The following is a 20,857-nucleotide window of genomic DNA, read 5'->3' on the forward strand; positions in this document are numbered from 1 at the left end:
GCGAAATGAGTCCGCCAGCTTTGATTACTTACTTTTCTGCCCGCCCCATAATACCGTTAAGATTCATTGTTTGGTCACTTTCCGAGGCATTTTTAATGAAAATTTGTTTTAAGCGATTGAAGGCTGACGATAAGGTTGTATCCATAATCGTCTCGTTACCCATAGAAACAATCAGCCGGGTTAATTGGGGCATTTTATCTTTGAGTGAAGCTATATAGATGGGTTGAACATAAAGCACGGTATTTCCCATTGGCAGAATAATCATGCGGCCCATTTCAATCCGTGAACCACCCTGATCCCATAGGGTAAATTGTGCCGAAATTTCAGGTTGCTGCTGAGTTAATGCTTCAATTTGAGCCGGGCCATTAACCTGAACATCTTTCTCAAATTTATAAATGGTGATACCTGGCTTGTAATTCTGGCTGCATCCGGTTTTATCCAGTATCCCGGCAACGCCAATCATACTGAGGTTGCTTCTATTGACCGGTGTCATTGGTTCAATTAAGACAAATTCTTCAATATCCTTGCAGTTTCCAAAGTCCATGGTCTGATAATAAGGTTGTACCGGTTCTCCACGGACATTGGCTTGCGCCCAGGTTTCGGCCTGTTCGTAGAATAATTCAGGACTTTGCTGATGATATTTGGCATACACTTTCATCTGCATATAATAAAGATCACGGGGATAGCGTAAGTGTTGCTTTAATTCGGCAGGCATTTCGTCCAGATGTTTAAATAATCCTGGATATGCACTGCTATATGCCTGAATGATGGCGTCAGAGGGGTCTGAAATATAAAAATCCACATCGCCATCATAGGCATCAACAACAATCTTGACGGAATTACGGATGTAGTTAAAATTCTGTTTACCTCTCAGAAAGTCATCGGCTGCCGGTTGTGAAACCGGATATTTATCAGATAAGGTATAGGCATCCTGTATCCAGTAAAACCGATCTTTATTGATAACCAGATAAGGGTCTTTATCCAGATGCAGGAAGGGAGTTAATAGACTAATGCGCTCGGTTATATTTCTGCGTATTTTGACTTTACTTTCCGTAGATATATTGGAGGAAAAAAATATTTTTTCGTCTTTAAAATAAAAAGAAAACAAGGCTTTTCTGAACAGGGAGGCGATCGGAATCCCGCCGTCACCGTGATAAGTTAGGGCTATACCCGGATCAGTGCCGGCAATTCCAATAATATCAAGTTTATTGGGAACGATGGCATAGTCATACTGTTCCTCGCCATAATAAATGTCCGGGTGTTCGACTTTAATGCCGACATTGGAACTCATGTTTAAATCACGTAAATACCAATCCAGGGGTTTATCGGCATCCTGTGCTGCCGGGGTAACTACGGCACCGTAGCCATGGGTATAGCGCAAATGGATGTTTTCCCAGTTTTGTGCTTCAGGTGGTAACTTTGAGGTATTAACTTCTCTGGCAGCCAGATTAACCTGTCGGGTATGACCAAGAGCAAAATAGCGGTCTTCATCAACAGATAGTATATTGTAATAAGGTCTTATTTCCTGTAGTTGCTTGTAGCTGTCAATAATAAATTCTCTATCCCATACCGGAATATTTTCAAAGCGTTTTTGAGTGCCCCAAGTGTCTATATCCTCTGTAGCATTAAGTTTAATGGTTGTATTAACGATTTTGATATTATTTAAGTCGTAAGCTGCCAGCGTCGAATCAATATTGTGTTGGATAAGTGATTTATTACTTTTAACGGGATTTGGATCGACGATATATTTTTGTATTAAATTGGGGATAAATTGAATCTTGGGCAAGCCTGCGACACAAAGAAAAATAGTCAGAGATATTAGAAATGGCGCTTTAACCCGGTGTTTTTCTGAAAAAATAAACAGGCCTGCGGCTATTGCCATTACCACGAAGGTAATAATTTCCAGCCAGATAAGGGGTAATTGATAGCGTATTTCTACAAAACCGGGGCCATAAAATATGGGTTCGTGGCTATCTGTATAAAGCAGGGTAAAACGATCCAGCATGAATCCCCAGACTACAAAGCCAACAACAAAGCTGATTAAAATACTTAGGTGAATCTTGGCACCCACCGGAAATTCCAGGCTTTGATTGGGTATAAAAACATGTTCCAGCCAATATAAAATACCAACCATGCAGAAAATTAGTGCGGCAGTTTCCAGCAGTTCTTGCTGAATCAGCATGTAAGTCGGGTAGGACAGCATATAAAAGCTGACATCATTGCCGTAAACGGTTTCAGTTACGCCCGAATTACTGCCAAAAAAGTATAGCAGTGTCGTTTCCCATTGATTATAAAACGGGATAGCTACAAATATAGCCAGTATCAGCGATATAGGGGTATATATCTTTGCCGAACCGCTCATAAAGGTGTTGGCAAAGCGCTGGAAACGTTGGCGTTTATCTAAATTATTAAAGATTTCATCCGGCGGATTTAACCCCAGATAACGCGAGGCAATCCAGAAATGGAAAAAGAAAATGGTAAAAAATGCCAGCGTTACTCCGCCGGAAAGAAAGAATTTGTAGAGTAGTCTTAGCCAGAAGTAAGCTTCAAGTCTTATTGATTGGTACCACCATAAGTCCACAAACAGATCAAGAAATATGAAGTGGAAGGCGACAAATAAAACAATAGTGATGGCCAGTATCGCACCAATTATCGCGGGTAAAAGCTTCAGGTTCCGCATAGTGTCCTCAAATAGATAGTATTATTAACGATGATGGGGTTGTCTTCATTTTTATGAGTCAATAGGTATCTAAGTTCAGTAGAAATATCGTCACATATTCTAACACCCAATAACGGGATAGTTGTGATTTAGACGATTAGGCTCGTGTCATGTAATGTAGGGTTATTAACCAATCTTTTGAATGATTTGGTAGGCTTTGCTGATTTTTTGGGTTTTTTCTTTAGCCAGACGCATCATTTCTTCAGGTAATCCTTTGGCGACTAATTTATCCGGATGATTTTGATTCATTAAGCGGCGATAGGCTTTTTTGACTTCGACCTTACTGGCGTGAGGTGTTAAGCCCAAAACGCCATAAGCATCTTGCAGGCTGCTTTTTGTTGGCATTTTTTGGCCATAAGAGCTACTACTCTGGAAGCGCTGTTGAGCTTGCAGTTGTATTTTTAACCGTTCATAGTCAAACCGGGAAATTCTTAAGTGACTGCAAATATGTAAAAGCAGTTTTTCTTCGCTAACCGCGAGGGTGCCATCAGCAAAAGCTTCTTGTAATTGGATTTCCAGAAACATGCGTAGTAAATCGGTGCGGCGATGACATTCTTTATAAAATTGAGCCAACACATCATCTAGTGGAAAATCTGCTTGTTTACCCTGTTGAAAAAGGTTGATGGCTGTTACCCGCATATCGCTGGTCAGGGCCATTTCGTTCATGACGCGGTTGGCAAGCGAAATTTCTTCTGGAGAGACATGGCCATCTGCCTTGGCGATGTGGCCCATCACTGAAAAAGTGGCCGTAAAAAAAGCCGTTTGCACTCGATGTTGATCGCCGGGATTGAGCGTTTCACCCGTTTCTATACCGGTTAAGCCTTTACTAAACTGATGGCCGACAGAGGCACCTAAAATGGCACCTAAAGGTCCGCCCAGCAAAAATCCGAATGCTCCGCCTACAACTGTGCCAAACCAACTCATTGTTATCAGTCCTGTTTCGTAAAGAATAATGTTAAAATTATAGCATCAGGCGATATCAAATCATGAATATACCAGAATGGTGCAGTATTTTTGTTTATTATCAAGCGTAAAAAGTCTGTGCAGCGATCCGGGTGATTCTTTTTACCACGCAGGAAATAGATAAAAGGACCGCCAATTAAGGTATATTCTTCATAGAAAATTGCTTCAACCCTTCTTTTAAAATTTAGCGAGGATTTATGACCGCTCCAGAAGCCCTATATCAATCAACACTGTCGTCTCTAAAACTCCGTGCTCGCGGAAAAGTGCGTGATATTTACGATATTGATGATAAACATATGTTAATCGTGACTACCGACAGACTTTCAGCCTTTGATGTGATTTTGCCTGATCCGATTCCGGGTAAAGGTCGTGTGTTAACCCGAATTTCCAATTTCTGGTTTGATAAATTACAGTCTATTCTGCCTAATCATATAGCCGATATTCCACTGGAGCAGGTCGTTCCTGATGCCGCTGAACGTGCCGAGATTGAAGGGCGGGCCATTGTGGTTAAACTTTTAAAACCACTGCCGGTTGAAGCCATTGTGCGCGGTTATCTTATCGGTTCCGGTTGGAAAGATTACCAAAAATCAGGCGAGGTATGCGGTATCAAATTGCCTGCCGGCCTTCAGCAAGCCCAGCAATTACCGGAAGCCATTTATACGCCATCGACAAAAGCCGCTGTTGACCAGCATGATGAAAATGTTGCTTTTGAAAAAACCGTTACCTTGATGGGACAAGAGTTGGCAGAGCAGGTGCGTGATGCCAGTTTGAAGTTGTACAAAATAGCCGCAGCCTATGCCAAAGAGCGGGGTATTATTATTGCAGATACAAAATTTGAATTTGGGGTTGATGATGCCGGCGTTTTATATTTGATTGATGAGGCTTTAACTCCCGATTCATCAAGGTTTTGGCCTGCGGATCAGTATCAGGTAGGTATTAGTCCACCCAGCTTCGATAAACAGTATATTCGTGATTATCTGGAAACGCTGGACTGGGATAAAACCGCTCCGGGCCCTTCACTTCCTCCTGAAGTGGCGGAATTTTGTGCTGAAAAATATCGCGAAGCAGAAATCAGGCTAACTCAAAATTCATTAAAATGAGCAAAAAAATAACGCAACAACAGCCACTATCCAATAAAAGTAAGGTGCTTGCTGATTCTGTACCGCTTTTTGTCGATCTTGACGGAACGCTTATCAAAACGGATTTGTTAATTGAAAGTACTTTTATCGTATTAAAAAAACAGCCGTGGATGTTGTTGGTTATGCTGTACTGGCTGGTATTCGGTATAGCCCGTCTTAAAGAAGAAATAGCGGTACGTGCGGTAATGGATTTTAGGGTTTTACCGTTACAAAAAGAGTTTATTGCTTTTTTAAAAAATGAGGCCAGGCAAGGACGTGCATTGTATCTGGCGACAGCGTCCGATCGTGGTTTGGCTGAGCCCGTGGCAAAACAACTGGGTTTTTTTAAGCAGGTATTAGCCAGTGACGGGCATCGTAACCTAAAAGGCTCAAACAAGCTGGAAGCTATCCTGACTTGCTGTAATGATGCCGCATTTGACTATGCGGGAAATGCGCGTGCTGATCTTGCCATTTGGGCTAAAGCCCGCCGAGCCATCATTGTTAATCCGGATGTTGGCGTAACTGCTGCAGTCAGGAGGCGTCGTTATCGCGTCGAAAAAGTATTTGATGATCGTCCGCCGCGTATAAAAACGTGGCTGCGTGCCTTTCGATTACATCAGTGGGGCAAAAATGTGTTGCTTGGTGTGCCTGTTTTTACCGCGCATGTTTTTGATTTCTCTGCAATCACTCAGGTCTTGATGGCGTTTATGGCTTTTGGCCTGATTGCATCCGCTACTTATTTATTAAATGAGTTGTTTGATGTCGCAGCTGACAGGCATCATCCGCGTAAATATAAGCGCCCGTTTGCAGCAGGAGATATTGGTCTGGATGCAGGAGTCTTGGGCATGGTTATTCTGTTCGGAGCAGGGCTTGGCTTGGCCGCGCAGATATCCAATGACTTCCTGTTGATACTGTTGGCCTATTTTGGATTGACGGTTGGTTATTCATTTTACTTCAAGCGGTTTGCGTTGATAGATGTTTTATTACTTGCGATACTTTACACTTTTCGCATTATCGCAGGGGCTTATGCCATAGAAGTGCCGGTATCATCCGGTTTGCTCGAATTCTCCCTGTTTATTTTTCTTAGTTTGGCACTGGTCAAACGTTGTTCTGAATTAATAGCCATTCAAAGCGGTTCATTGGAAACCGTCAAGGGGCGGGATTATCGGGTTTCCGACTATCCTGTACTTGGCGTGATGGGTATTGCCGCAGGGTATATATCAATATTGGTACTGGCGTTATTTATTGGTAGTCCTGAGAGCGCTGCAGAATATACCTACCCGGATTTATTATGGCTGTTATGTCCCTTGATGGCTTATTGGGTATCCCGTTTGTGGTTAAAAACGGCGCGTGGTCAAATGCACGACGACCCATTGGTATTTAGTTTAAAAGACCAGGCGAGTTGGATTGTTTTAATTATGATACTGATGGTTACTCTCGTATCGATATGAGAAGTAATGCCCGTTTCCTGAGCGGTTGTAACGCTGATTTTTATCAGCGTTACTTACTAAATAAGGTTACATCAAAACAAAAGCGGGCAAACCAGTCTCGGATAATCGCATTGTAACAATTGTATCAATCAGAAAAAGATCAGTGAAAGATTCTCAGGCTGCCATAGAGAATTTTTCCGATTCGATCGCCACTCTGGAATCAATATTCAAGCAAATAAAGCTTTTATGCGAAAGTCGTAAGCGCCTCACTTTAAAACTTTAAATTGAATCCGGCATTGACGCCACCATCCAGGCGATTTTCCCTCGCCTCACCGTTAAGTCCTGCATAAATATAGGCGCTATCAATCACTTTGTAGGTGGTGCTCAAAGCGAGTTGCGCAAACTCACGCCCAACTTTGGGTGCATTGATTTGGAAGTTGGTACCAACCAAGGACGCTTGTACAGTCGGATAAACCAAATCGTCAAAATCTTCGCCAAAAGCTATGCTGGCGCGGTAGGTGAGCATTGTGGACAGTGGATCGCTATGGTCTGAGCCAATGGCCGTACCCACCAACAGGCGCGTGCCGTTTAGTCCGTAACTCGCCAGATTTAAAGCGGCAGGCGATGTCATTCCTTCGTTGACTGCGCCACGACTGGAGTTTTGCCAAAGGACGCGCGTAAACGGTTCGATGCTTACACCGTAGCCTACCGACCAAGCCGAGCGGGCACCTACGCTCACCGAGGTGCTGTTACCGTTGGCGTCGGTTTTTAACTCTGTGGGAGAAATATGCAAGGGGTCAGCCCGATGGGTTTGCCAAGTATTGAAGCCATAGCCAAACAATCCGTCGAAAATGACTTGCCGCGTTTTGCCGATAGCGTATTGTCCGTACAGGAACGGCGAAGCTTCCTCAAGAGTTCCGGAGCCGTTGGTGGATCCAACGTTGGTTGATGCATAGGTTACGCCCAGACCCAAGCGATTGGTCTGACTGTGCAGGATGTCTGCGCCTATAGCGAATTGGTAGCGGCTGGCGCTGTAGCCGCTAGCCGTTGATCCGCCGTTGGTGCTGCTTTGGTTGGCATTGAAATCGATCCAGATGTTGTCGCCAGCCTTAAGCTCTGGTTGTTCTTGGCCGGGCGAGGCGCTTAATTGCCTTGCCACTGCGCCCTGCAGCCAGCGACCGGCTTCCGGAGCTGCTGCCGCCATTGCGCCATGAACCTCTCCAGCCAGTGCGGTCGCGGCCGACAGAATTTGCGCAGTATTCAAACCGGCCAAGTCATAGCGTAGTTCATTTTGGCTTGAGGTCGCCAAATTAACGTTATCCTGCCCACGCATAAAGTCCAGCGTTTGACCAACGGAACGGGCATTGAGATTGCCATCTGACAGGCCGATCTGGTTGGCATACGACGCTGGCGTGGTAAACAGATCAATGCTGTTGCTACCGCCGCCATTATAAAACACGTCCAGTGATGTTCCGTTGGCAAGCCCCGTTGGCTGAATGAGCGGCAAGAAACGACCTTGAATGCCACCTTGGGCAGTAACGATTCTAAACTGGTTGCCGATGGCGGGAGTAAAAGTATTGGTGGCGTTGCCGGTTATGCCACGCAAGAGCGGATTCAGGGTACCATTGGCGGTGAAGCTGCTGGTGCTTCCGTTCATTAACAGGCGCGAGTAATTGCCCTCGCCGTTATTAATGCCGGTACCGTCGATGTCAATTTCGAAGATACTGCCGGAGTTCAAGGTAACCGGTCCTGTTACGGTTAGCGTACCCGGCGAGTTACCCGGTGCCAGAGTGCCGCTGACATTGATTGGTCCATTGACTTCTCCGGTGCCGCGTAAGGCTCCACCAACGCTGACATCTACCGGACTTGCCAAGCTACCGTTGACGTGCAGGACTCCGCCCTGAACCAAAGTTGTTCCGGTGTAATTATTGTTGCCGCTCAATGTCTCCGATCCGCTTGCGATCGTCAGGCCGCCTGTTCCTTGTATTGCGCCTGTGAAGGTATCCACTGCCTGTGTTAGGGTTAGGGTTTGTTCACCGAGGTTAATCGTGCCATCGCCGGAGAGTGTGCTGATTGCAGTTCCAGTCGATGTGCCCGAAATATCGAATGTACCATTGTTCACCAAGCTGGTGGATGTGGCGATACTGCCGGAGCCGGTCAGATCCAGTGACGCCTCTTGGTTGATAGTCGTACTGCCAGTGTAGGTGTTGGTTCCTGACAGTTCCAGTATCCCGCTCTTAAAAGTCAGTCCGCCCGTACCAGAGATATTTCCGGCTATGATCCCCGAGCCTGACTGGGTAAGAGTAGTGTTGTCCATCAGTACGACCGGGAGGTCAGTGACGAAGCCGTTGGGTAGATCAACTTCATTTTGAAAGGCCACCATTGGTGTTACATTGGCATAAGCGCTGGAAGCGGTATTGCCGTTCCATTGATAGCCTACATAGCCGTCGACGGCGTCGTAGAGGTAGTTGAATCCCTGAAGGAACTGTCTTCCCGTATTGACGAAAGGGCTGGGGTTTTTCAATACTTTAACCGATGCCGGCTGCAGAGGATTGGTGGAATCTCCTACAGTGATCGTGTAGAAGGCTAGCTGCGGCGTGGTCTGCCCTGGCAGGTAGATGTCCACAGTAGTATCGTCTGGTTGCGTGCCAATGGCCAGCGAACTATTCGGAGCGGGAGTCAGAAACATGTAGTTGATGCCGGTGTCCATCAGGATTGTCCCGCTACCGGTTTCGCCGCCGGCCGTCACAGTTAATGGCGCACCGTTCCATTGAGTTGTTGATTGCGTGGAAGCGCTTGGATTGGATGTCAGCTTGACGAAGGCAAAGTTCTGTGTAGTCGCTGATGACATGCCGAGAGTAACACCGGTATTAGAGATGATGTAGCCTGCCCGAACCTTATCTATAGGCTGACCCGACGTCAGTGCACTAAGATTGACGAACGGGTTTGTGGCAACCGGGGGAATTGTCGCCTGCGGGTCGCGACCGAACCCGATGCCCATATAAGCTACGTTGGGGGGGCCGGTTGGTCCAGTTTCTCCATGTTTTTCGGAGCATTGGCTATTGTTCAAGCAGGTAATGTGATCCACCAACAGCACCTGTACGCGCGATTGAGCAACCTCCAGCGGGGTAAGGGTAAGGGGGGTAGGATCTTCTTTTGTGGGAGCTTTGCTAGTCATGATGCTCAACGTTGTGGTCCAGTAGGTACCATGCAGTACATTTCCGCTGCTATCGTAGGTAATCGTTCCTGCGTCCCCCCTAACATCACCTTTTGTCGGGTCCGGATTAAAATAATCGTAAGATTGGTTGAGAGTCGAGCCGGGGTCGTTACCGGAAACTGCGATGCCGGTTGATCCAGTGTCCATGCCAAATGGCGTAGGCTTGCCGCCATTCATCTGCAGGTAGACTTGAGGCGTGTTTTCGTTGCTGTCGCTAATCGCACCATTAGAAAACGGAATGTCAATAGTAAGAAGTCCGTCGTAAAGATTCCATGATGGGTTTTCTGCCAAGGCTGGTGCGATCCATATACATTGCAGTAGCAGCGATGCGGTGATGCAGAACGATTTATCCTTGACTGAGGCGCCTATCCGAGTGTCTGCGGTCAATGAGATATATGCTGGATATTGATGGTGTTTTTGCTGTCCGTGCCAATTACGTTTTTTCAATGACTTTCCAAAATTGTTTAGTTGTCTTTAAAAAATTCCGCTGAGCGGAATTACTTTTTTGTGATTTAACGTCAGTCGTAATTAAAAACTGACAATATAATTGGCGATTCTGTTGGCTATCACTCCTAAAGTCAACGAAAAGTATATTCCCATAATAAAATAGCCTGGGATATGCTTAAATCACATTTTTGATAAGTGTATGGCGACTTACATTAGCAGGAGTGTATTGTCGAGTGCGTATTAGAGTGTGCAAGGAATAATAGATGGTAGCCATATCGAGCGATATATTGAATCAATACTCAAGTTTGTGCCGGAAGTTTGGTTTTATAAATTGGCAAGCAGAATTGTTTGGTTTTGCCAATGCTAGCCAAAATTACACTGCATTAAAAATACCTTGTAAAATTGTTTGACGTTGGATGTTAAATTACTGTCTTTAAAATTAGATAGATTTTGGTCATCATAAAAATTATATAATTTCGGCATAGTGAAGGTGAATAATGAGGCCTAATCTGTGGTGTTGAATGGTTTTTCAGGCAAGAAAGCGGTCATGGATAGCTATAAACTTCTTGGTTGATTTTATTCCGCCTTGATTTAATGCAGACCGCTGGCTATAATCCTCAAGCTATTATGTTTGGAGAACTGTGTGGCAAGTAGAAACTACTCTGCTTTCAGTAAAATTCTAAGTTATCAATTATTGATAATACTGGTAATTACTGCCGGCTTTGGCTTTGCCGGGGGATGGCAGCAAGCCTTATCCAGCGCTTTAGGGGGGATGGCAGCTTTTGTTCCCAACTTGTATTTTGCTTTACGGATAGTTAAATCTTCCGGGCAGCCAGCGCGAAAGATGGTCAACTCCTTTTATGCCGGAGAATCAGGCAAATTGTTGTTAACCGCCGCGCTGTTTATAATGATTTTTAGAGTGCCAAACATAGAAATATTACCGCTGTTAGTTGGCTACATAACAGCATTATCAGTTTTTTGGTTCGCGTTATTGATGCGCTAACATTACAATTAAGAGAGGAACGATGGCTACTGAAGTTCATGCCGCCGAAGGTGCAACCGGTTATATTATTCACCATTTAACGCCACTACAAGCTGGTGAGGGTTTTTGGACACTGCATCTTGATACCTTGTTTTTCTCGGCGGCGTTAGGCGGCTTGTTCCTTTGGTTTTTTAAGAGGGCCGCAGAAAAAGCAACCACTGGTGTCCCCGGATTAGTGCAAAATTTTGCTGAAATGCTGATAGAATTTGTTGATAATCAGGTTAAAGACAGCTTTCATGGCAACAGTAAATTAATTGCCCCGTTGGCCTTAACCATATTTTGCTGGGTATTTCTGTGGAACTTTATGGATTTGTTCCCGGTTGATATTCTGCCGTTAATTGGCTCAATGATGGGTATCGAATATTTGCGATCCGTGCCTAGTACCGATTTAAATGCGACATTTGCCATGTCGATTTCGGTTTTCTGCTTGATTATTTTTTATAGCATTAAAATAAAAGGCCCTTGGGGCTTTGCCAAAGAATTAATGTTTCAGCCTTTTGGCCCCTGGTTATTACCTTTTAACCTGCTGCTGAAATTAGTAGAAGAAATTGCAAAACCAATCTCACTGGCGCTTCGTTTATTCGGAAACCTGTATGCCGGTGAGTTGATTTTTATTTTGATTGCCTTGTTACCCTGGTACATTCAACCGGTATTAAGTTTCCCTTGGGCAATATTTCACATTTTAATTATTACTCTTCAAGCTTTTATATTTATGGTATTGACTATTGTTTACCTGAGTATGGCGCACGAAGATCATTAATTATTGTTTAACCGTTTTTTTTATTACTTTTTTAACCGTTTGGAGGTTTCATGGAAATTGCAAGATTAATTGCTGACGTACAAGGCATGACTGCTATTGCAGTAGGTCTGGTTCTTGGTATGGGCGCTTTAGGAACTGCTATAGGTTTCGGTTTGTTGGGTGGAAAATTCCTGGAAGGCGCAGCCCGTCAACCGGAAATGGTTCCTATGCTACAAGTAAAAATGTTTGTTGTTGCCGGTCTGTTGGATGCGGTAACCATGATTGGTGTTGGTTTGGCGTTGTTCTTTACTTTCGCAAACCCATTCCTGTCTGCTGTACAAGCTGCGGCTGCGGGTTAATACAAGCTGTCTAATTTCAATAGCAACAAGAGGAACGCATCGTGAGTATCAATGCTACTCTGATTGGGCAAATGATTACATTTGCACTTCTGGTATGGTTTACCATGAAGTACATCTGGCCTCCTTTATTTGACTCTTTAGAAGAACGTAAAAAGAAAATTGCCGATGGTTTGGCTGCTGCTGAAAGAGGTCAGGAAGAAATTATTCTGGCCGAGAAAAAAGCTAAAGGCGTTTTAAAAGAAGCTAAAGTGCAATCTTCAGAGATTGTTACCTTGGCTCAGAAACGTGCAAATGAAATTGTTGAAGAATCAAAAGATATCGCCAAGAAAGAAGGCGAGCGTTTGATTATTGCAGCAAAAGCACAAATTGATCAGGAAATACAGCAAGCTAAAGAAGGTTTGCGTCAAGAAGTTGCTGATTTGGCGTTAAGTGCCGCAGAACAAATTCTGGGTGCAGAAATTGATAAAGCCAAGCACCAGGACATTATTAGCAAAGTCTCTAATCAATTAGGTTAAGCATAATGAGCGAACTGGCAACATTAGCAAGGCCTTACGCAGCGGCAGTGTTTAAAAGGGCCAAGGAAACTGATGCGACCGCAAAGTGGTCGCAAAGCTTGGCCTTTATGTCGGCTGTCCTAGAAAATGAAGATATTTCTGCTGTAGTCGATAACCCAAAAGTAGGCAAAGACAGGTTGTTGGCACTGATACTGGACATTTGCCAGGAGCACCTTAATGAAGAAAATGAAAATTTTCTGAAATTGCTGGTTCATAACAATCGACTCGGCTTGTTACCCTCTATTGTCAAGATCTTCGAAGCCTATAAAGCTGAGGATGAGGGTTATGTCGAGGTTGACGTATTGACTGCTTATGCATTATCCAAAGAAGCCAAGCAAAACTTTGCGGTAACTTTGGAAAAGACTCTGGGCAAAAAAATCCATATGAATGTAACTCTGGATAAGTCATTAATTGGTGGTTTTCTCGTAAGAGCAGGCGACAGAGTAATTGACGGATCTATTAGAGGCCGGCTTCAACACATGCAAAAAGCACTACAGTGAGAGTGAGAAAAAGCACATGCAATTAAACCCATCTGAAATAAGCGATCTGATTAAAAAGAAGATCGAAAACTTCGACTTAAGTGCCGAAGCGCATACAGAAGGTACCGTAGTCAGTGTGACTGACGGTATTGTAAGAGTACATGGTCTTTCTGAAGCTATGCAAGGTGAGATGCTTGAATTCCCGGGTAATACCTTTGGAATGGCACTTAATCTTGAAAGAGATTCAGTCGGTGTGGTGATATTAGGTGCATATCAGCATATTACCGAGGGCGACATTGTAAAATGTACCGGTAAAATTTTGGAAGTACCTGTTGGTGAGGCCTTACTGGGTCGTGTCGTTGACGCGCTGGGTAACCCTATCGACGGTAAAGGTGCTATTGATACGACTGAAACGTCACCTATTGAAAAAATCGCACCGGGTGTAATTGCCCGTCAGTCTGTTGATCAACCCGTACAGTTGGGTTTGAAATCAATTGATGCGATGGTTCCGGTAGGTCGTGGACAGCGCGAATTGATTATTGGTGACAGACAAACCGGTAAAACAGCCATTGCGATTGATGCCATCATTAATCAAAAAGGTACAGGCATTAAATGTATCTATGTGGCTATCGGTCAAAAACGTTCATCAATTGCCAACGTAGTTCGCAAGCTCGAAGAGCATGGCGCAATGGCGCATACGATTATTGTTGCGGCATCAGCTTCTGAATCCGCTGCCTTGCAATTTATTGCACCGTACACCGGCTGTTCAATGGGTGAGTTCTTTAGAGATCGTGGTGAAGATGCCCTGATTATCTATGATGATTTAACCAAACAAGCTTGGGCTTATCGTCAGGTGTCCTTATTGCTGCGTCGTCCTCCAGGTCGTGAAGCGTATCCAGGTGACGTATTTTATTTGCATTCGCGTTTGCTGGAAAGAGCATCACGTATCAATGCAGCTGAAGTTGAAAAGCTTACCGGCGGTAAAGTAAAAGGTAAAACCGGCTCATTAACAGCATTGCCAATTATTGAAACTCAAGGTGGTGACGTATCGGCTTTTGTACCGACTAACGTTATTTCCATTACTGATGGTCAGATTTTCCTTGAAAGCAACTTGTTTAACGCAGGTATCCGCCCGGCCGTAAATGCCGGCTTGTCGGTATCACGCGTAGGTGGCGCAGCACAGACAAAGATCATCAAGAAGTTAGGTGGTGGTACCCGTCTTGATTTGGCGCAGTACCGTGAGTTGGCAGCTTTTGCCCAGTTCGCTTCGGATCTGGACGAAAACACTCGCAAGCAAATTGAACGTGGTCAACGGGTCACGGAATTAATGAAGCAAAATCAATATTCGCCGATGTCAGTGGCGCAAATGGCGGTTTCGTTGTTTGCTGCTAATGAAGGTTTCCTTGATAACATTGAAGTGAACAAGGTACTGGATTTTGAAGCTGCTTTACAGTTGTATATGAAATCAGAGCAGTCTGATTTAATGAATAACATTAATGCAACTGGCGATTTTAGTAATGAAATTAGTAGTGGCATAAGAACTGCTATCGAAACTTTCATTAAAACTCATAGTTGGTAAAAGGGTTTTCACATGGCTGTTGGTAAAGAAATACGCACAAAAATTGCGAGTATCAAAAATACTCAAAAAATTACTCGCGCAATGGAGATGGTTGCTGCGAGTAAAATGCGTAAAACAAAAGACAGAATGCAGGCAACAAGGCCCTATTCTATAAAAATTGGTAAAATTATTAAACACTTGGCTCAGGCCAATCCGGAATATAAGCACCCTTATTTGATAGTACGAGATGTCAAGCGGGTAGGGATTATTTTGGTGAGTTCTGATAGAGGCTTGTGTGGCGGACTGAATTCAAATTTATTCAGAAAGACGCTAAGCCAATTAATAGAATGGGATAAAGCAAACGTAGCAGTTGATGTTTGTACCATTGGTTCAAAAGCTTCCGGCTTCTTTAGCAATCTGAAAGTCAATCTGGTCGGTCAGGTTTCCAAGTTAGGTGACGCTCCGCGCCTTCAGGATATAGCTGGTGTTATAAAAATAATGCTGGATGCCTATGAGGCAGGTAGCATCGATGAGTTGTATGTAGTTAGCAACGAATTCGTCAACACCATGACTCAACGGCCAATTATTGAACAGTTACTTCCTGTAGTGGCCTGTGAACTTGACGAAACTCTGAATGGTCATTGGGATTATATTTATGAGCCTGATGCGAAAGACGTTTTGGATCATTTATTAAATCGTTTTATCGAATCCAAAGTTTACCAAGGTCTGGTTGAAAATAATGCCTGTGAGCAGTCTGCCAGAATGGTTGCCATGAAAAGTGCTTCGGATAATGCCGGAAACCTTATCAGTGAGTTGCAACTGATTTACAACAAAGCCAGACAAGCCGCCATCACTCAGGAAATTTCAGAAATTGTTGCAGGTGCCGCAGCGGTTTAGGGCTCTCCTGAGCTAGTCGAAGGCCCCAAGCAAAATGACACAACATTTAGAGGACAACTCAATGAGTTCGGGTAAAATCGTTCAAATTATCGGCGCGGTCGTTGACGTGGAATTTTCACGTGCAGATCTGCCAAAAGTATATGATGCCTTAAACGTAGAAGGCAAAGGTCTCGTATTGGAAGTACAACAGCAATTAGGTGATGGCGTCGTCAGAACTATTGCGATGGGTAGTACCGACGGCTTAAGCAGAGGCTTGGTTGTTAGTAATACCAAAGCGCCTATTTCTGTACCGGTAGGTAAAGAAACCCTGGGCCGTATCATGAACGTCCTGGGCGAGCCCATCGACGAAAAAGGCCCTATCGGCGAAAAAGTCAAATGGGGCATCCATCGTGAAGCGCCAAGCTATGCAGAACAAGCAGCCGCTAACGAATTGCTGGAAACCGGTATTAAGGTTATCGATTTGGTTTGTCCTTTTACCAAAGGTGGTAAGGTCGGCTTATTCGGTGGCGCGGGTGTTGGTAAAACCGTTAATATGATGGAGTTGATTCGTAACATCGCTATCGAGCACAGTGGTTATTCTGTGTTTGCAGGTGTTGGTGAACGTACTCGTGAAGGAAATGACTTCTATCACGAAATGACCGATTCAAACGTAATCGACAAAGTATCACTGGTTTATGGACAAATGAACGAGCCGCCCGGAAACAGGTTGCGCGTTGCCTTAACCGGATTAACCATGGCGGAATATTTCCGTGATGAAGGTCGTGACGTTTTATTCTTCGTGGATAATATTTACCGTTATACGCTGGCGGGAACTGAAGTATCTGCACTGTTGGGTCGTATGCCTTCAGCGGTAGGTTACCAGCCAACACTGGCCGAAGAAATGGGTGTTTTACAGGAACGGATTACCTCAACCAAAACGGGTTCCATTACGTCTATTCAGGCGGTTTATGTACCCGCAGATGATTTAACCGATCCATCACCTGCAACAACTTTTGCCCATTTGGACGCGACCGTCGTATTGTCACGGCAAATTGCCGAGTTAGGTATTTATCCTGCTATTGACCCACTGGATTCAACCAGTCGTCAGCTTGATCCTTTGGTTATTGGACAAGAGCATTATGATGTCGCACGTAAAGTTCAGGGTATCTTGCAACGCTACAAAGAATTGCGTGATATTATTGCGATTTTGGGCATGGATGAGTTATCTGAAGAAGATAAATTGACTGTATCAAGAGCTCGTAAAATGCAACGATTCTTGTCTCAACCTTTCTTTGTTGCGGAAGTTTTTACCGGTTCACCAGGTAAATACGTATCGCTGAAAGATACCATTGCTGGTTTTAAAGGTATTATTGCCGGTGAGTACGATGCTATTCCTGAGCAAGCTTTTTATATGGTAGGTACCATAGACGAAGTACTTGAGAAAGCGAAGACATTAAAAGGCTAATAAATGTTTCTCTCTGCTTAACGGCAGAGAGGGGTTTGAAACAGGTGAAAAAATGACTATGACCGTACATGTAGACATCGTAAGCGCGGAAAAGGAGATCTTTTCCGGCCTTGCGGAAATGATTTTTGCTCCGGGTGAACTTGGGGAACTGGGTATTTCGCCCCGGCATGCTCCATTAATAACAAAGCTTAATCCGGGTGAAGTTCGGGTCAAAGTAAGTGAAAATGAAAGTTATGCCTTCTATATATCAGGCGGAATATTAGAGGTGCAACCTCATCTGGTCACTATTTTGGCTGATACAGCTATTAGAGCAAAAGATATTGACGAAGCACTCGCATTGGATTCTAAAGCGAAAGCAGAAGATGCGCTGGCAGATAAATCAGGTAAAATTGATTACGCAACAGCACAAGCTGAGTTGGCCCAAGCTGTTATGCAATTAAGAACGCTGGACAGGCTTAGAAAGCGTGGCGGATAATAAAAAAATACAGATGCACGATTGCTGCCGGTAAGATAAAAGCGCAATTCTACAATTTTTAAAAAGCTCGATAACGTATGCTACGCTATCGGGCTTTTTTTTTAACAGGATTTTAAATGAAAATTACGACTATTATTCTTGCCGCCGGTAAAGGTACGCGCATGCGTTCCGAGTTGCCTAAAATTTTGCATAAAATTGCCAATAGACCCTTATTGCAGCATGTCTACGATATGTGTCAGCAACTGGACAACAACGCTATTAAAATTGTTTATGGCCATGGCGCCGATCTGGTCAGAGAGTCTTTACCTGATTTGGAAGCCGGCTGGATTGAACAACAACAGCAGTTAGGTACGGGTCATGCCGTACAGCAAGTTAGCGATCAAATTACTGATACCGATACCGTTTTAATTCTTTATGGCGATGTCCCTTTATTGAAATTAACGACGGTAAAGCAATTAATAGCCAACGTTAATGATTTGTCGCTGGCGTTACTGACAGTCAATCTTGAAAACCCGACAGGTTACGGCAGAATAGTCAGGGATGAGTCTGGACGGGTAGCCAAAATTGTCGAAGAAAAAGATGCTTCCAGCACTGAAAAGCTGATTAAAGAAGGTAATACCGGCATCATGGCTGTCCAGGGCGGTCAGTTAAAAAAATGGTTAAACCGGTTAACCAATAACAATGCCCAAGGCGAATATTATTTAACGGATATTATTGAGATGGCTGTTGCCGATGGTATTACTATTGTAACGAACCAGCCTGAAACTGTTGATGAAGTGTTGGGTGTCAATAATCGTATTCAGCTCAGTCATTTGGAGCGTGTTTATCAGTTGGAACAAGCCTGTTATTTAATGGAGCAGGGCGTTACCTTAATGGATCCTGCACGTTTTGATCTCAGAGGTTCTATTGAAAAGCTCGGGATTGATATAGTTTGCGATGTTAATGTCATCATTGAAGGCAAAAACAGTATCGGCAATAACGTCAAAATAGGTGCCAATACGCATATAAAAAATTCCATTATTAGCGATAATGTAGAAATCCTGGCTAACTGTGTCATTGATAATGCCATTATCGGTGAAGGCAGTAAAATTGGACCTTATGCACGCTTGCGTCCTGAATCTGTGTTGGCTGAAAATGTGCATATCGGTAATTTTGTCGAAATCAAAAAATCATCCATAGCCGCATCTAGTAAAATAAATCATTTAAGCTATATTGGTGATGCTACCGTTGGTGCGCAAGTTAATATCGGAGCAGGAACCATTACCTGCAACTATGATGGCGTTAACAAATTTAGAACGATCATTGAAGATGGCGCTTTTATTGGTTCGGATACCCAGTTAATCGCCCCGGTCATCATAGGAAAAAATGCCACGATAGGTGCCGGTTCAACTATTACCAAAGACAGTCCTGAAAATCAGTTAACGTTAAGCAGGGCAAAACAAGTTTCTATTGCAGATTGGCAACGACCCGTTAAACAGGGCTGAATGGATGCACGAGATCGTGTAATGTCAGGAATAATTACCGAGGAAAAATAATATGTGTGGAATTGTAGGTGGAATAGCGCAACGAAATGTTGTGCCTATATTACTGGAAGGCTTGAGAAGACTTGAATATCGTGGCTATGATTCAGCAGGACTGGCAGTTATCAACGACCAGGTAATATACCGTAAAAGAGAAGTAGGAAAAGTTAAAGGTCTTGAGGCGTTGTTACAGGCTGATCCTGTTTCGGGCAATATCGGCATTGCACATACCCGGTGGGCAACTCATGGTAAGCCCAGTACCGCTAATGCACATCCACATATCTGTCGGGATAAAATTGCGGTAGTTCATAACGGTATTATTGAAAATCATGAAGTATTACGCAGCGCGTTGATAAAGAACGGTTATGAGTTTACCTCGGAAACAGATACCGAAGTTATTGTGCATGAAATTTATCAGGCCATGGAATCCCTTCGGCTTGGCTCAGGGCAGGGCACTGATGGTTTGTTAAATGCAGTCAAACTGGCGGTAAAAAAACTGGAAGGTGCGTATGCCTTGGGGATAATCAGCGCCTCAGAACCGGATACCTTGGTAGCGTGTAGAAAAGGCAGTCCGCTGGTTATTGGCGTGGGTATTGGTGAATATTTTATTGCTTCTGATGTCGCCGCTTTACTCCCTGTTACGAGGCGTTTTATATTTTTGGAAGAGGGCGACATAGCTTCTATCAGCATAGACAAATTAGTTATTTATGATGTCGATGACAATGTTGTTAACCGTCCCGTTAAAGAAAGCCGATTAACAGCAGACTCGGTTGATAAGGGCGATTATCGCCATTACATGCTGAAAGAAATTTATGAACAGCCGTTTGCGGTATCGCAAACACTGGAAGGCAGATTCGTTAATAATCGCTTGCAAGAAAGTTCATTTGGGCATGATGCAATTGACGTATTCGATAATATCAAAGCCGTACAAATTTTAGCTTGTGGCACCAGTTATCATGCCGGCATGGTAGCGCGCTACTGGTTTGAAAAATTGGCCGGAGTACCTTGTAATATTGAGGTGGCCAGTGAGTTTCGCTATAGAAGTCCGGTTTTGGCAGCGGATACCCTGGTTGTTACCATTTCTCAATCAGGTGAAACAGCCGATACCCTGGCAGCCCTGCAAGAAGCTAAAAAATTGGGTGCCAAATATTCCTTGGCAATCTGTAATGTTCCCGAGAGTTCGTTGATCAGGGAGTCCGATCTGGTCTTGATTACGCGTGCAGGGCCTGAAATAGGTGTTGCCTCGACAAAAGCGTTTACAACACAGTTAGTAGCGTTGATGCTGTTGGTGATTGCCATAGGCAGGCGATTCCATATGACCGAAACAATGGAGCAGAAAATCACCTCGGAATTATTTAGTTTACCGGGAAAAATTGAAGCAGTATTGGAGTTGGATGATGAAATTAAGCTATTGGCCGAGCAATTTGCAGAAAAACAGCATGCCTTGTTTTTGGGCAGGGGAACACATTATCCGATTGCCATGGAAGGTGCGTTAAAGTTAAAAGAAATCTCTTATATTCATGCCGAGGCTTATCCGGCTGGCGAGTTAAAACACGGTCCTTTGGCATTAATTGATGCAGACATGCCGGTTATTACGGTAGCGCCGAACAACCGGTTGCTGGAAAAGCTGAAATCAAATATGCAGGAAGTGAGCGCCAGAGGCGGGCAATTGATTGTTTTTATGGATGAAACATTAGCTTCTTCCTCTGATGGTAATGTACAGATTGTAAAAGTACCGCAAGTTGAAAATGAAATTTCGCCAATTATTTATACTATTCCGTTGCAGTTATTATCCTATCATGTTGCTGTTTTAAAAGGGACTGATGTCGACCAGCCCCGAAACCTTGCAAAATCGGTTACTGTGGAGTAAGTGTTACCGGTAAATAATGAGGCTGA

General features: G+C 44.0%; 16 protein-coding genes. 13 read left to right on the forward strand and 3 right to left on the reverse strand.

Going from position 1 to position 20,857, the window contains the following annotated elements; genetic code table 11:
- Nucleotides 1-28 precede the first annotated feature (28 nt).
- Both N7974_RS05580 and djlA read right to left on the reverse strand, forming a co-directional pair.
- Nucleotides 29-2,680 (reverse strand): UPF0182 family protein, encoded by a 2,652-nt coding sequence (locus tag N7974_RS05580; protein WP_262964661.1) that lies wholly within the window; start codon nt 2,678-2,680, stop codon nt 29-31.
- Nucleotides 2,681-2,845: 165 nt separating this feature from the next.
- On the reverse strand, nt 2,846-3,643 hold the full coding sequence (gene djlA, locus N7974_RS05585) for a co-chaperone DjlA (protein WP_262964662.1): 798 nt from the start codon (nt 3,641-3,643) through the stop codon (nt 2,846-2,848).
- 236 nt (nt 3,644-3,879) lie between these two features.
- Between djlA and N7974_RS05590 the strand changes: the two genes are divergently transcribed.
- Together N7974_RS05590 and N7974_RS05595 are read left to right on the forward strand one after the other, a co-directional pair.
- Nucleotides 3,880-4,782 carry a phosphoribosylaminoimidazolesuccinocarboxamide synthase gene (locus tag N7974_RS05590; protein WP_262964663.1) on the forward strand — a complete coding sequence of 301 codons (903 nt, stop codon included), beginning with the start codon at nt 3,880-3,882 and terminating at the stop codon, nt 4,780-4,782.
- Nucleotides 4,779-6,251 (forward strand): UbiA family prenyltransferase, encoded by a 1,473-nt coding sequence (locus N7974_RS05595; RefSeq protein WP_262964664.1) that lies wholly within the window; start codon nt 4,779-4,781, stop codon nt 6,249-6,251. Before N7974_RS05590 ends, N7974_RS05595 begins: the two co-directional genes overlap by 4 nt.
- Nucleotides 6,252-6,501: 250 nt before the next feature.
- On the opposite strand, the gene N7974_RS05600 is transcribed toward N7974_RS05595, so the two are convergent.
- A complete protein-coding gene (locus N7974_RS05600) occupies nt 6,502-9,081 on the reverse strand; it encodes an autotransporter outer membrane beta-barrel domain-containing protein (RefSeq protein WP_262964665.1) in 2,580 nt (859 codons plus the stop codon).
- A 1,456-nt stretch (nt 9,082-10,537) separates the two neighbouring features.
- On the opposite strand from N7974_RS05600, the gene N7974_RS05605 reads away from it, so the two are divergent.
- From N7974_RS05605 to glmS, 11 genes are all read left to right on the forward strand, one after another.
- Nucleotides 10,538-10,897, forward strand: a complete 360-nt coding sequence (locus N7974_RS05605) for an ATP synthase subunit I (protein ID WP_243220514.1) — start codon at nt 10,538-10,540, stop codon at nt 10,895-10,897.
- Nucleotides 10,898-10,919: 22 nt separating this feature from the next.
- Nucleotides 10,920-11,696, forward strand: coding sequence for a F0F1 ATP synthase subunit A (gene atpB, locus N7974_RS05610; RefSeq protein WP_243220515.1), 777 nt, complete (start codon nt 10,920-10,922; stop codon nt 11,694-11,696).
- A 50-nt stretch (nt 11,697-11,746) separates the two neighbouring features.
- Nucleotides 11,747-12,034, forward strand: a complete 288-nt coding sequence (atpE, locus tag N7974_RS05615) for a F0F1 ATP synthase subunit C (protein WP_019864635.1) — start codon at nt 11,747-11,749, stop codon at nt 12,032-12,034.
- A gap of 41 nt (nt 12,035-12,075) precedes the next feature.
- Entirely contained in the window at nt 12,076-12,549 is a 474-nt protein-coding gene (locus N7974_RS05620; RefSeq protein ID WP_243220516.1) for a F0F1 ATP synthase subunit B, read from the forward strand.
- Nucleotides 12,550-12,554: 5 nt separating this feature from the next.
- A complete protein-coding gene (locus N7974_RS05625) occupies nt 12,555-13,088 on the forward strand; it encodes a F0F1 ATP synthase subunit delta (protein WP_262964666.1) in 534 nt (177 codons plus the stop codon).
- Nucleotides 13,089-13,104: 16 nt separating this feature from the next.
- On the forward strand, nt 13,105-14,646 hold the full coding sequence (atpA, locus tag N7974_RS05630) for a F0F1 ATP synthase subunit alpha (RefSeq protein WP_262964667.1): 1,542 nt from the start codon (nt 13,105-13,107) through the stop codon (nt 14,644-14,646).
- A gap of 12 nt (nt 14,647-14,658) precedes the next feature.
- Nucleotides 14,659-15,522: a F0F1 ATP synthase subunit gamma gene (gene atpG / locus N7974_RS05635; RefSeq protein ID WP_262964668.1), complete on the forward strand. Its 864-nt coding sequence runs from the start codon at nt 14,659-14,661 to the stop codon at nt 15,520-15,522.
- 61 nt (nt 15,523-15,583) lie between these two features.
- The gene (gene atpD, locus N7974_RS05640; protein ID WP_262964669.1) at nt 15,584-16,966 is read left to right on the forward strand and encodes a F0F1 ATP synthase subunit beta; all 1,383 of its coding nucleotides are present in this window, start codon (nt 15,584-15,586) and stop codon (nt 16,964-16,966) included.
- Between the two features lie 52 nt (nt 16,967-17,018).
- A complete protein-coding gene (locus N7974_RS05645) occupies nt 17,019-17,441 on the forward strand; it encodes a F0F1 ATP synthase subunit epsilon (protein WP_262964670.1) in 423 nt (140 codons plus the stop codon).
- Nucleotides 17,442-17,557: 116 nt separating this feature from the next.
- A complete protein-coding gene (glmU, locus tag N7974_RS05650; RefSeq protein ID WP_262964671.1) occupies nt 17,558-18,925 on the forward strand; it encodes a bifunctional UDP-N-acetylglucosamine diphosphorylase/glucosamine-1-phosphate N-acetyltransferase GlmU in 1,368 nt (455 codons plus the stop codon).
- Nucleotides 18,926-18,977: 52 nt separating this feature from the next.
- Entirely contained in the window at nt 18,978-20,831 is a 1,854-nt protein-coding gene (gene glmS / locus N7974_RS05655; RefSeq protein WP_262964672.1) for a glutamine--fructose-6-phosphate transaminase (isomerizing), read from the forward strand.
- The last annotated feature ends 26 nt before the right edge of the window (nt 20,832-20,857 follow it).

This window comes from Methylobacter psychrophilus, assembly GCF_025583945.1.
Lineage (GTDB): Bacteria > Pseudomonadota > Gammaproteobacteria > Methylococcales > Methylomonadaceae > Methylobacter_C > Methylobacter_C psychrophilus.